Origin of the sequence: Pseudescherichia sp. AS216 (assembly GCF_037152055.1) — a bacterium.
Lineage (GTDB): Bacteria > Pseudomonadota > Gammaproteobacteria > Enterobacterales > Enterobacteriaceae > Pseudescherichia.
Map to the genome: position 1 here is coordinate 297,023 of NZ_JBBCMV010000003.1, position 12,532 is coordinate 309,554.

Annotated in this window: 12 protein-coding genes; 10 read left to right on the forward strand and 2 right to left on the reverse strand. The window is 60.5% G+C overall.

The genetic code is table 11. From position 1 onward, the window contains the following. The first annotated feature begins 14 nt into the window (after positions 1 to 14). Together nuoM and nuoN are read left to right on the forward strand one after the other, a co-directional pair. Positions 15 to 1,544, forward strand: a complete 1,530-nt coding sequence (gene nuoM, locus WFN61_RS10750; RefSeq protein ID WP_144816973.1) for an NADH-quinone oxidoreductase subunit M — start codon at positions 15 to 17, stop codon at positions 1,542 to 1,544. A 7-nt stretch (positions 1,545 to 1,551) separates the two neighbouring features. Then, a complete protein-coding gene (nuoN, locus tag WFN61_RS10755) occupies positions 1,552 to 3,009 on the forward strand; it encodes an NADH-quinone oxidoreductase subunit NuoN (RefSeq protein WP_312282724.1) in 1,458 nt (485 codons plus the stop codon). A gap of 93 nt (positions 3,010 to 3,102) precedes the next feature. Here the strand turns inward: nuoN and WFN61_RS10760 are convergent, their stop codons facing one another. Together WFN61_RS10760 and rnz are read right to left on the reverse strand one after the other, a co-directional pair. Continuing rightward, positions 3,103 to 4,107, reverse strand: coding sequence for a chemotaxis protein (locus WFN61_RS10760; RefSeq protein WP_144816977.1), 1,005 nt, complete (start codon positions 4,105 to 4,107; stop codon positions 3,103 to 3,105). A 75-nt stretch (positions 4,108 to 4,182) separates the two neighbouring features. Beyond that, positions 4,183 to 5,100: a ribonuclease Z gene (rnz, locus tag WFN61_RS10765; RefSeq protein ID WP_312282723.1), complete on the reverse strand. Its 918-nt coding sequence runs from the start codon at positions 5,098 to 5,100 to the stop codon at positions 4,183 to 4,185. A 60-nt stretch (positions 5,101 to 5,160) separates the two neighbouring features. Between rnz and WFN61_RS10770 the strand changes: the two genes are divergently transcribed. The 8 genes from WFN61_RS10770 (at position 5,161) to WFN61_RS10805 (ending at position 12,422) form a co-directional block, all read left to right on the forward strand. After that, the gene (locus WFN61_RS10770; RefSeq protein WP_337038664.1) at positions 5,161 to 5,634 is read left to right on the forward strand and encodes a GNAT family N-acetyltransferase; all 474 of its coding nucleotides are present in this window, start codon (positions 5,161 to 5,163) and stop codon (positions 5,632 to 5,634) included. Between the two features lie 53 nt (positions 5,635 to 5,687). Beyond that, on the forward strand, positions 5,688 to 5,990 hold the full coding sequence (gene elaB, locus WFN61_RS10775) for a stress response protein ElaB (protein WP_042389595.1): 303 nt from the start codon (positions 5,688 to 5,690) through the stop codon (positions 5,988 to 5,990). 148 nt (positions 5,991 to 6,138) lie between these two features. Next, on the forward strand, positions 6,139 to 7,809 hold the full coding sequence (gene menD, locus WFN61_RS10780) for a 2-succinyl-5-enolpyruvyl-6-hydroxy-3-cyclohexene-1-carboxylic-acid synthase (RefSeq protein WP_337038665.1): 1,671 nt from the start codon (positions 6,139 to 6,141) through the stop codon (positions 7,807 to 7,809). Further along, positions 7,806 to 8,564 carry a 2-succinyl-6-hydroxy-2,4-cyclohexadiene-1-carboxylate synthase gene (gene menH, locus WFN61_RS10785; RefSeq protein ID WP_337038666.1) on the forward strand — a complete coding sequence of 253 codons (759 nt, stop codon included), beginning with the start codon at positions 7,806 to 7,808 and terminating at the stop codon, positions 8,562 to 8,564. The genes menD and menH overlap by 4 nt, the downstream gene beginning before the upstream one ends. A 13-nt stretch (positions 8,565 to 8,577) precedes the next feature. Further along, complete coding sequence (gene menB, locus WFN61_RS10790) at positions 8,578 to 9,435, forward strand: 1,4-dihydroxy-2-naphthoyl-CoA synthase (protein WP_337038667.1); 858 nt, start codon at positions 8,578 to 8,580, stop codon at positions 9,433 to 9,435. Beyond that, positions 9,435 to 10,397 (forward strand): o-succinylbenzoate synthase, encoded by a 963-nt coding sequence (gene menC / locus WFN61_RS10795; protein WP_337038668.1) that lies wholly within the window; start codon positions 9,435 to 9,437, stop codon positions 10,395 to 10,397. Before menB ends, menC begins: the two co-directional genes overlap by 1 nt. Beyond that, a complete protein-coding gene (gene menE / locus WFN61_RS10800; protein WP_337038669.1) occupies positions 10,394 to 11,764 on the forward strand; it encodes an o-succinylbenzoate--CoA ligase in 1,371 nt (456 codons plus the stop codon). The genes menC and menE overlap by 4 nt, the downstream gene beginning before the upstream one ends. A gap of 115 nt (positions 11,765 to 11,879) precedes the next feature. Further along, positions 11,880 to 12,422 (forward strand): YfaZ family outer membrane protein, encoded by a 543-nt coding sequence (locus WFN61_RS10805; RefSeq protein WP_144816996.1) that lies wholly within the window; start codon positions 11,880 to 11,882, stop codon positions 12,420 to 12,422. Positions 12,423 to 12,532 lie beyond the last annotated feature (110 nt).

The following is a 12,532-nucleotide window of genomic DNA, read 5'->3' on the forward strand; positions in this document are numbered from 1 at the left end:
GAACAAATATCGCCATGTTATTACCCTGGCTAATACTGATTCCCTTTATTGGCGGCTTCCTCTGCTGGCAAACTGAACGCTTTGGCGTGAAGATGCCGCGCTGGATCGCGCTGATTACGATGGGATTGACGCTCGCGCTTGGCCTGCAACTGTGGTTACAGGGCGGCTACTCTCTCACCCAGTCTACAGGCCTGCCGCAGTGGCAGTCGGAGTACGTGCGGCAGTGGATCCCACGCTTTGGTATCACCATTCACCTGGCGCTGGATGGCCTGTCGCTGCTGATGGTTGTCCTGACCGGCTTCCTTGGCGTGCTGGCAGTGCTCTGCTCATGGCGTGAGATTGAAAAGTACCAGGGCTTCTTCCACCTCAACCTGATGTGGATCCTGGGCGGCGTGATCGGCGTGTTCCTTGCCATCGACATGTTCCTGTTCTTCTTCTTCTGGGAGATGATGCTGGTGCCGATGTACTTCCTGATCGCGCTCTGGGGCCACAAGGCCTCCGATGGTAAAACGCGTATCACGGCGGCCACCAAGTTCTTCATCTACACCCAGGCGAGCGGGCTGGTGATGCTGATTGCGATCCTCGGACTGGTGTTTGTCCACTACAACGCCACTGGCGTCTGGACCTTCAACTACGAGCAGCTGCTGAAAACCCCGATGTCCCACGGCGTAGAATATCTGCTGATGCTGGGCTTCTTCATCGCCTTTGCGGTGAAAATGCCGGTGGTGCCGCTGCACGGCTGGCTGCCGGACGCGCACTCTCAGGCCCCGACCGCCGGTTCCGTTGACCTCGCGGGGATCCTGCTGAAAACCGCTGCCTATGGTCTGCTGCGTTTTGCGCTGCCGCTGTTCCCGAACGCCTCTGCGGAGTTCGCGCCGATTGCCATGTGGCTGGGCGTGATCGGTATCTTCTACGGCGCGTGGATGGCCTTTGCCCAGACCGATATCAAACGTCTGATTGCCTACACCTCCGTGTCCCACATGGGCTTCGTGCTGATCGCCATCTACACCGGTAACCAGCTCGCCTACCAGGGTGCAGTGATCCAGATGATTGCCCACGGCCTCTCTGCGGCCGGTCTGTTCATCATCTGCGGCCAGATCTACGAGCGTCTGCACACCCGTGATATGCGCATGATGGGCGGCCTGTGGAACAAGATTAAGTGGCTGCCAGCGCTGTCGATGTTCTTTGCCGTCGCCACCCTGGGGATGCCGGGCACCGGTAACTTCGTGGGCGAGTTTATGATCCTCTTCGGCAGCTACGGCGTCGTACCGGTCATCACCGTGGTCTCGACCTTTGGTCTGGTTTTCGCCTCGGTTTACTCGCTGGCGATGCTGCACCGTACCTACTTTGGTAAGGCGAAGAGTGAAATTGCCGCTAAAGAACTGCCAGGGATGTCGCTGCGTGAGCTGTTTATCATCCTGCTGCTGGTAGTACTTCTGGTACTGCTTGGCTTCTATCCGCAGCCGATTCTGGATACCTCGCACTCTGCGATGAGCAATATCCAGCAGTGGTTTGTTAATTCCGTTACTACTACAAGGCCGTAAAGCGCATATGACTCTTACTCCACAACACCTGATCGCGCTGCTACCGCTGCTGATCGTCGGATTGACGGTGGTGGTTGTGATGCTCTCCATTGCGTGGCGACGCAACCATTTCCTGAACGCCACGATTGCCGTTATCGGTCTGAACGCCGCTCTGGTCTCGCTCTGGCTGGTTGGCCAGGCGGGAGCAATGGACGTCACGCCGTTGATGCGCGTTGACGGCTTCTCCATGTTCTATACCGGCCTGGTCCTACTGGCGAGCCTTGCGACCTGTACCTTTGCCTACCCGTGGCTGGAAGGGTACAAAGATAACCAGGAAGAGTTCTACCTGCTGGTGCTGATTGCCGCCCTCGGTGGCATTCTGCTGGCCAATGCTAATCACCTGGCTGCGCTGTTCCTCGGCATCGAGCTGATCTCGCTGCCGCTGTTCGGCCTGATTGGCTACGCGTTCCGTCAGAAGCGCTCGCTGGAAGCCAGCATCAAGTACACCATTCTCTCTGCCGCAGCCTCGTCGTTCCTGCTGTTTGGTATGGCGCTGGTGTATGCCAACTCCGGCAACCTGTCGTTCCTGGCTATCGGTAAGAGCCTCGGCGACGGCATGCTGCACGAGCCGCTGCTGCTGATTGGTCTCGGCCTGATGATCGTTGGTCTCGGCTTTAAGCTGTCTCTGGTGCCGTTCCATCTCTGGACGCCAGATGTGTATCAGGGTGCGCCTGCGCCGGTCTCTACCTTCCTGGCGACCGCCAGCAAGATTGCGATCTTTGGCGTGGTGATGCGTCTGTTCCTCTACGCGCCGGTAGGTGAGAGCGAAGCGGTACGCGTGGTGCTGGGCATTATTGCCTTCGCCTCGATCATCTTCGGTAACCTGATGGCCCTGAGCCAGACCAACATCAAACGTCTGCTCGGCTACTCCTCTATCTCTCACCTCGGTTATCTGCTGGTGGCGCTGATCGCCCTGCAGAGCGGTGAGATGTCGATGGAGACCGTGGGCGTCTACCTGGCAGGCTATTTGTTTAGCAGCCTCGGCGCGTTCGGCGTGGTGAGCCTGATGTCCAGCCCATACCGTGGCCCGGATGCCGACTCGCTCTACTCCTACCGCGGCCTGTTCTGGCACCGTCCGATCCTTTCGGCGGTAATGACGGTGATGATGCTGTCGCTGGCGGGCATCCCGATGACCCTCGGCTTTATCGGTAAGTTCTACGTGCTGGCGGTGGGTGTGAATGCCCACCTGTGGTGGCTGACGGCGGCGGTAGTGATCGGCTCCGCAATTGGCCTCTACTACTACCTGCGCGTAGCGGTGAGCCTCTACCTCAGTGCGCCGCAGCAGCTTAACCGCGATGCGCCGTCCGACTGGGCCTACAGCGCGGGCGGGATTGTGGTTCTGATCTCTGCGCTGCTGGTGCTGCTGCTGGGTGTTTATCCGCAGCCGCTGATCAGCCTGGTACAGATGGCCCAGCCGCTGATGTAAGGCTTTAGAGCAAAATAAAAACCGCCGAAGATTCGGCGGTTTTTTTTCGTCTGGGGTAGGCCTGATAAGCGCAGCGCCATCAGGCGTTATCGATTACACCGCCTGCTTGTGGCTAATCAGCGGGCCGTTAGCCTTGCTTGCCGCACGATCCAGCACCTCTTTGAGCACCGCCGACAGCTCGGTCACTTCAAACTTGGCGACGTAGCCGTCGGCCTGCACCTTGCGAACGTGATCTTCGTTGGCGCTGCCAGAGAGCGAGGAGTGGATCACCACGGGAATATGCTTCAGGCGCGGATCGGTTTTGATTTTACGCGTCAGGGTAAAACCGTCCATCTCAGGCATCTCCAGATCCGTGAGCACCATGGCGATCTTATCGCTCACCGGTACGCCCTCGGCTTCCGCCTGCTCGGCCAGACGCTGGATTTTCTCCCACGCGTCTTTGCCGGTTACGTGCATCTGGTTAGGAATCTGCATCGCCTCCAGCCCCTTCTCCAGCATTGCCCGCGCGACTTTGGAGTCCTCGGCAACTATCGCCACCGCACCCGGCTTAATATTGAATTTCTGTACTGCGGCATTGTTGGCATGAACGTCATGATCGGACGGCACAATGTCATAGAGGATCTGCTCAACGTCCAGCACCAGCGCTAAATTGTTGGTGTCTTTATCGTCGTCGAGGCAAGCGATGCTGGTAATGTAGCGGCCGTTGATCGCCTTTTCCGCCGTGTGCACCTGCTTCCAGTCCAGACGGGTAATATTCTCCACCGACTCGACGGCAAAGGCCTGCACGCTGCGGGCATACTCGGTGATCAGCAGGATATTCAGACCGGTACTGGGTTTGCAGCCCGCCACGGCAGCGAGATCGATAACCGGGATCACCTGGTCGCGAATATTCACCATCCCCAGCAGGGGCGATTTCATCCCGGCAGGGCGAGTAAACGCAGGCATGGGCACAATTTCACGCAGCTTAAATACGTTAATGCCATAGAGTTCTGATTTCTGTTCGTGTTGTGACGTACCAAGGCGAAACAGTAACAGCTCGAAGCGGTTGGACAGGGTGAGATTAGCCCTGTCATCAATATCTTTCTGGAAACTATCCATTATGCCCTCAGAGTGAAGTACCTGCGTTTACACAGTTATCGGCACGCGGAGGAAAAAGTGGAGGCGCGATTTACATCAAATCTCTACAACAGCAAAATCCTCTGCCAGCAAGGTGTCAGGGAAGATAGCCCGGCACTCGGCCAGCAGTCGCTGACCGCCCTCGTCATCGTAGCGTGAGCTGATGTGCGTCATCACCAGCTTGCCGACGCCCGCTTCCTGTGCCAGCCGCGCTGCCTGGCGCGTCGAGCTGTGACCCCGGCTATTGGCTTTCTCCTCCATCTCCGCCTCCAGCGTTGTCTCATGCACCATCACGTCTGCACCACGGGCCAGCGCCAGCGCGCCGGGGCAGGGGGCGGTGTCGCCAAACAGAGCCAGCTTTTTGCCTGGCACAGCAGGGGCGAGAAAATCTTTACCGTCGATGCGCCTGCCATCCTCGAGGGTAACGCTTTCTCCGGCTTTCAAACGCTGAAAGAGCGGGCCAGGTTTAACGCCCTGGGCCATCAGCGCGGCAGCGTCGAGTGCGCCGGGCTTGTCGTGCTCCTCGATGCGGTAGCCGTAGCACTCAACCGGGTGGTTAAGCGCAACGGCGGTGACGCGACGCAGACCGTCATCCATCACCGGGCCTTCCTCAATCTCCACCACCGTCAACGGATAGTCGGTCCAGGAGCCGCTCAGGCGTAGGGCGGTATCAATAAACTCCCGCAGCCCTTTAGGGCCGTAGATAGTCAGCGGCTGGACGTTGCCAGCCATCGAACGGCTGCACAGCAGGCCCGGCAGGCCAAAGAGATGATCCCCATGCAGATGGGTAATAAAAATGCGATCCAACTTGCCGGGATGCCAGGCGGTGCGCTGCATCTGCTGCTGAGTGCCCTCGCCGCAGTCAATCAGCCACAGGGCGGGCCGCGTTGGGTGGCGTAGATTCAGCAGCGCCGCGCTGACGTTACGCGTGCGCGTGGGGACGCCTGCTGAGGTGCCTAAAAATATCAGTTCCATATGCGCTCTGGGTCGATAAAAGCCTTATTATAGCGAGCAACGCATAAAAAGGAGCGCACCATGATCCGCTGGCAAGACCTGCACCACGCTGAATTAACCGTCTCTGAACTCTACGCGCTGCTGAAGCTGCGCTGCGAGGTTTTTGTGGTTGAGCAGAAATGCGTCTATCTCGACGTTGATGGTGATGACCTGATCGGTGAAAACCGACACCTGCTTGGCTGGCGTGATAACGAGCTGGTGGCGTATGCGAGGATTCTGAAAAGCGAGGATGATTTTGCGCCGGTGGCCATTGGTCGCGTTATTGTTAGCGCCGCGGTGCGGGGCGAAAAACTGGGTTACCAGCTTATGGAAAGGGCCGTTGCCAGCTGTAGCAAAAACTGGCCGCAAAGCCCGATATATCTGGGCGCGCAGGCGCATCTCCAGGACTTCTATCGCCACTTTGGCTTTGTGCCGGTGACCGAGGTTTATGACGAGGATGGTATTCCGCATATCGGTATGGCACGTGAAATCATCCCTCACGTTGACCAGGCGTAACCGCAAGTCATTGTCTATAGTTAGCTGACAGGTGCAAAACATGGAGAAACCTAATGTCTAACCAATTTACGAGTACCCGTATCGATGACGACCTGAACCTGCTAAGCGACACGCTGGAAGAAGTGCTACGCTCCTCCGGCGATCCGGCCGACCAGAAATACGTCGAGCTGAAAGCACGCGCCGAGCAGGCTCTGCATGATGTAAAAGACCGCGTTAGCCAGGCATCTGACACGTATTACGTGCGTGCTAAGCAGGTGGCTTACCGTGCGGACGATTACGTGCGTGAAAAACCATGGCAGGGCGTGGGCATCGGTGCTGCCGCTGGCCTGGTATTAGGGCTGCTGCTGCGTCGCTAATGCTGTAACGTGCCTCCCTACGCGGGCGCTGTCTTAAGGGCAGCGCCCGCTGTTTTTTCTCTCTTCTTCACGCCTTACCGATTTACATCAAAAATCCCGTCTCTGCATCTCCGTATACTTGTCCGTATTCTTGATACCGGACAAACTCATGTCAGCAAGCTCATTCAACCGGCGCTGGGCGGAGGTTATCCTCGAAACGCTGGCGCGCCACGGCATCCGACACGTTTGCATCGCGCCCGGCTCCCGCTCGACGCCGCTCACCCTGGCGGCTGCGCAGAATAAAGCGTTTATTCACCATACCCATTTCGACGAGCGCGGGCTGGGACATCTGGCGCTCGGGTTGGCGAAAGCCAGCCAGCAGCCGGTCGCGGTAATTGTCACCTCCGGAACGGCGGTGGCGAACCTCTATCCGGCGCTGATTGAGGCCGGGCTGACCGGTGAAAAGCTGATCCTGCTTACCGCCGATCGTCCTCCGGAGCTTATCGACTGCGGGGCCAATCAGGCGATCCGCCAGCCGGGCATGTTTGCCTCGCATCCGGCACAGACGGTCTCGCTGCCACGTCCTGCCCAGGAGATCCCGGCCCGCTGGCTGGTCTCCACGCTGGATAACGCGCTGGGATCGCTGCACGGTGGGGCGGTACATATCAACTGTCCCTTTGCCGAGCCGCTCTACGGCGAGCTGGATGATTCTGGCCTTGAGTGGCAGAACGCATTGGGCAGCTGGTGGCAGAGCGATCGTCCCTGGCTGCGGGAGGATATTCGTCGCGAGAGCGAGAAGCAGCGCGACTGGTTCTTCTGGCGACAGAAGCGCGGCGTTGTGGTGGCCGGGCGGATGAGCGCCGCCGAGGGCAAGCGGGTGGCAGAGTGGGCGCAGATGCTAGGCTGGCCCCTGATTAGCGACGTGCTCTCCCAGACCGGACAGCCGCTGCCCTGTGCCGATCTGTGGCTGGGCAACGCCAGCGCGGTGAGCGAGCTGGCTCAGGCGCAGATTGTCATCCAGCTGGGCAGCAGCCTGACCGGAAAACGGCTGTTGCAGTGGCAGGCAACCTGCACACCGGATGAGTATTGGCTGGTGGATAACATTGCAGGACGTCTTGATCCAGCGCACCATCGCGGGCGGCGGCTGATATCCGGCGTAGGCGAGTGGCTGGCGCTGCATCCGGCCGAGAAGCGTCATCCGTGGTATACAGCGATCCCCTCCCTGGCGGATCGGGCGTGGCAGGCCGCTGCGGCCCGGCGTGAAACCTTTGGCGAAGCGCAGCTGGCACACCGTCTGGCGGAGTTTCTGCCGGAGCAGGGGCAGCTGTTTCTGGGCAACAGCCTGGTCGTCCGCCTGGTGGATGCCCTTGCGCAGCTGCCAGCGGGCTATCCGGTGTACAGCAATCGCGGTGCCAGCGGCATTGACGGTTTGCTTTCTACTGCTGCCGGGGTACAGCGGGCTACCGCGAGGCCGACCCTGGCGCTGGTGGGCGATCTCTCTGCGCTCTACGATCTCAACGCGCTGGCGCTGCTGCGCCAGGTCTCCGCGCCCTTTGTGCTGATTGTGGTGAACAACAACGGCGGGCAGATCTTCTCCCTGCTGCCGACTCCGCAGGCCGAGCGGGAGCAGTTCTACTTGATGCCGCAGAACGTCCACTTTGACCATGCGGCAGCGATGTTCGACCTGGCCTACCATCGCCCTGAAAGCTGGGCCGAGCTGGAGGCGGCGCTGACGGGAGCCTGGCATACACCGCAGGCAACGCTTATCGAGCTGGTGGTCGATCCGCAGGCGGGAGCGCAAACCTTACAGCAGCTCCTTGCCGAGGTCAGCCAGCTATGATCCTGCACGCGGTGGCGAAAGCGGGCGAGGCGCAGCGGCCCTGGCTGGTGTTCCTGCACGGTTTTGCCGGCGATAGCCGGGAGTGGATGGAAGTAGGGGAGCGCTTTTCCCGCCACCCTCGACTCTATATCGATCTCCCCGGTCACGGCGGTTCATCGGCTGTCTACGCCCGTGACCTGGATGAGGTTTGCTTACAGCTGCGTGCTACGCTAGTTAGTTACAACATACTAAACTATTGGCTGGTGGGGTACTCCCTCGGCGGCCGCATCGCTATGTACTCCTGTTGTCAAAACCCTGTTGGGCTAAAGGGGGTGGTCGTGGAAGGCGGCCATCCCGGGCTTACCGCCGCCGCCGCACGGGAGGCGCGCTGGCTCAGCGATGCCCGCTGGGCACAGCGCTTTCGCCATGAACCGCTGACTGACGTTTTTAACCACTGGTATCGACAGCCGGTCTTTGCCGGGCTGAGCGCTGCACAGCGGCGTGAGCTGGTGGCAATAAGATGCGACAACAGCGGCGAGGCGCTGGCCGCCATGCTGGAAGCCACCTCTCTGGCGGGGCAGCCCAATCTTCGTCCGGCGCTGCGCCGGTGCGACATTCCCTTTTACTACCTGTGCGGCGAACACGACCACAAATTCCGCGCCCTTGGTGCAGAGCTTGCGGCACCTTGCCTGTTAATTAACGACGCCGGGCACAACGCCCACCGGGAGAATCCCAACGGGACGGCGGCCTGTCTGGCGCACATTTTGCGCTACTGATTAAGGAACTCTGATGATCTATCCCGATGAATCCATGCTTTACGCGCCGGTTGAGTGGCAGGACTGCTCTGAAGGCTACAGCGACATTCGCTACCAAAAATCTACGGACGGCATCGCCAAAATCACCATCAACCGTCCGCAGGTGCGCAATGCGTTTCGTCCCCTGACGGTAAAAGAGATGCTCCAGGCGCTGGCGGATGCCCGCTACGATGATGCGGTTGGGGTAATTATCCTCACCGGCGAAGGTGAGAAGGCCTTCTGCGCCGGGGGTGACCAGAAGGTGCGCGGCGACTACGGCGGCTATCAGGATGACTCTGGCGTGCACCATCTTAACGTGCTCGACTTCCAGCGGCAGATCCGTACCTGCCCGAAACCGGTGGTGGCGATGGTGGCGGGCTACGCCATTGGCGGCGGCCACGTCCTGCATATGATGTGCGATCTGACCGTTGCGGCAGAGAACGCGGTATTCGGCCAGACCGGTCCTAAGGTCGGCTCTTTCGACGGCGGCTGGGGCGCGGCCTATATGGCCCGCATCGTCGGACAGAAAAAAGCGCGTGAAATCTGGTTCCTTTGCCGTCAGTACGACGCGCAGCAGGCATTGGATATGGGGCTGGTCAACACCGTGGTGTCGATTGCCGAGCTGGAAAAAGAGACCGTGCGCTGGTGTCGCGAGATGCTGCAAAACAGCCCGATGGCATTGCGCTGTCTGAAGGCGGCGCTCAACGCCGACTGTGACGGCCAGGCGGGCCTGCAGGAGCTGGCGGGCAACGCTACGATGCTCTTCTACATGACAGAAGAGGGGCAGGAGGGGCGCAACGCCTTCAACGAGAAGCGTCAGCCGGACTTCAGTAAATTTAAACGGAACCCGTAATGCGTCGGGCACAGGTTTACCGCTGGCAGATCCCGATGGACGCGGGGGTTGTACTGCGCGAGCGGCGGCTGAAAACCCGCGAAGGACTCTATCTCTGCCTGCATGACGGCAGCCGGGAAGGGTGGGGCGAGATTGCTCCGCTGCCGGGCTTCAGCCATGAAACATGCGATGAGGCGCAGGCTGTGCTAATGGCCTGGGTCGACCGCTGGCTACAGGGTACAGAAACACTCCCGGAGATGCCGTCGGTGGCCTTTGGCATAAGCTGTGCGCAGGCAGAGCTGGCCGGAACCTTACCTGAGGCAGCGGACTATCGCGCCGCGCCGCTCTGCAGCGGCGATCCTGACGAACTGATGCTGCAGCTGGCCGCCATGCCCGGTGAGAAAGTCGCAAAGGTGAAAGTGGGCCTCTATGAAGCGGTACGTGACGGCATGGTGGTCAATCTCCTGCTGGAGGCGGTGCCCGATCTCCAGCTGCGGCTGGACGCCAATCGCGCCTGGACTCCGCAGAAGGCGCAGCAGTTTGCGAAGTATGTCCATCCTGACTATCGCTCGCGCATCGCCTTTCTTGAGGAGCCGTGCCGAACCCGTGCCGACTCGCTGGATTTTGCCCGTGATACCGGGATTGCCATCGCATGGGATGAGAGCCTGCACGACGTTGATTTTACCCTGGCCGCTGACGCAGGCGTAAAAGCGGTGGTGATCAAGCCTACGCTCACCGGCGCGCTGGAGAGGGTTCGCGAGCAGGTGCAGGCAGCTCATGCGCTGGGTATGACGGCGGTGATCAGCTCCTCTATCGAATCAAGCCTTGGTCTGACCCAGCTGGCGCGGATTGCCGCCTGGCTGACGCCACACACCCTGCCGGGCCTCGACACGCTGGGCCTGATGCAGGCGCAGCAGGTTCGCCGCTGGCCGGGCAGCACCCTGCCGTGCATTGATATTACCGCTCTGGAGCCGTTGCGATGACCTTTGCCGACTGGCCCTGGCGTCATTGGCGTGAGCAGCAGGGCGACGCCGCCGCCGTGCGTTTGAACAGTGAAACCCTCAGCTGGCGCGTGCTCTGTGCGCGCATTGATGCCCTGGCGGCAGGCTTTTCCCGGCAAAACGTTCGGCAGGGGGATGGCGTGCTGCTCCGCGCCGGCAATTCACCTCAAACGCTGCTGGCCTGGCTGGCGCTGCTCCAGTGCGGAGCGCGGGTACTGCATATTAACCCCCAGCTGCCTGACTCCCTGCTGGCGGTGCTGCTGCCGCCGCTTTCGTTACAACATACAGTTAGCGTTGATAAAAGCTGGCGCGGCATCGGGCTTCCGACGCTGGCAATGCGTGAAGCAGAGGGCGATTGTGCTGTCTGCTGGCAGCCGCAGCGGCTGACTTCCATGACGCTCACCTCCGGTTCAACCGGCCTGCCCAAGGCGGCAGTACACACCGCTGCTGCGCACCTTGCCAGCGCACATGGCGTGCTCTCCCTGCTGCCTTACGGTCCTGAAGAGGACTGGCTGCTCTCCCTGCCGCTGTTTCACGTCTCTGGTCAGGGTATTTTATGGCGCTGGCTGCTGGCGGGCGGGCGGCTAACGGTTCGCGATAAACAGCCCCTGGCGCAGGCGCTCGCCGGATGTACTCACGCCTCGCTGGTGCCGACCCAGCTCTGGCGGCTGCTTAGTGAGGATGCCTGCGTAAGCCTGAAGGCGGTATTACTGGGAGGGGCGGCCATTCCTGTTGAGCTGACCACCCGTGCCAGTGAACGGGGGATCCGTACATGGTGCGGCTACGGGCTGACAGAGTTTGCCTCCACGGTGTGTGCAAAAACAGCCGACGGCGAGCCGGACGTCGGTCAGCCGCTGCCGGGGCGTGAGGTACGGATCGTCAACGGCGAAGTGTGGCTGCGCGGCGAGAGTATGGCCGCAGGCTACTGGCGTCACGGTGAGCTTATCCCGCTGGTCAATGATGAAGGCTGGTTTGCTACCCGCGATCGGGGCGTGCTGAACAACGGACGGCTAAGCGTACTCGGGCGGATGGATAATCTCTTCTTCAGCGGCGGGGAGGGGATCCAGCCAGAAGAGGTGGAGCGGGTGATTGTGGCCCATCCCCGCGTGCAGCAGGCTTTTGTGGTCCCGCTGGACGACCGTGAATTTGGCCAACGTCCGGTTGCCGTGGTGGCGTGCGACACCGGCTTTGCTATCGACTCGCTGGGGGAGTGGGTCAAGGGCAGGCTGGCCCGTTTTCAGCAGCCGATACATTGGCTGGCCCTGCCCGAGAGCCTCAATCTGGGCGGAATTAAGATCTCCCGCCGGTCGCTGATCGACTGGGTTCAGCAGACCCTGCGCGGCGGATAGCGCTTCCCCTGCGCCGCTAAACCGTGTAAAACACTTTTCGCCCATCGGCCGGCCTGAAAGGCTTGTACACTGTGCCGGTTTTGGGCGTATTACATTTTTTGTATGGAAAAGGGCAATGGATAAAAGAATTTTGTGGGGAGTAGCCAGCCTGATGCTGGTATCGGCATCGGCCAGCGCGCTGAGCCTCAGCGGTCAGGCAGGTGAGCACTACACCAACCTGGCGGCCGGATTTGGCACGGAAACCAGCGGCCTGGCGCTGAGCGGCAACTGGACGCACAGCGATGATGACGGCGACGCCGCCGGTCTGGGGCTGGGCCTTAACCTGCCGCTCGGGCCGCTGCTGGCGACCGTTGGCGGTAAGGGCATCTATACCAATCCGAACGACGGTGACGAGGGCTATGCCGCAGCGGTAGGCGGCGGCCTGCAGTGGCCGATCGGCGACAGCTTCCGCCTGTTTGGCGAGTACTACTACTCTCCGGACTCGCTCTCCAGCGGTATCGACAGCTATCAGGAAGCCAACGCCGGTGCGCGCTGGACCATCATGCGTCCGCTGAGTATTGAAGCGGGCTATCGTTACCTGAACCTGGCGGGTAAAGACGGCAATCGCGACAATGCGCTGGCCGATGGCCCCTATGTTGGGGTGAACGCCAGCTTCTAATCCTCCGGCGCGGCGGTCTGTCGCGCCTTTTCTCCTGCTGGATCCTGCCGCTATTTGCTTCTCCATGCGTTATAGTACTCCCACAACAGGTAAGGGAGAGTACGGAGATA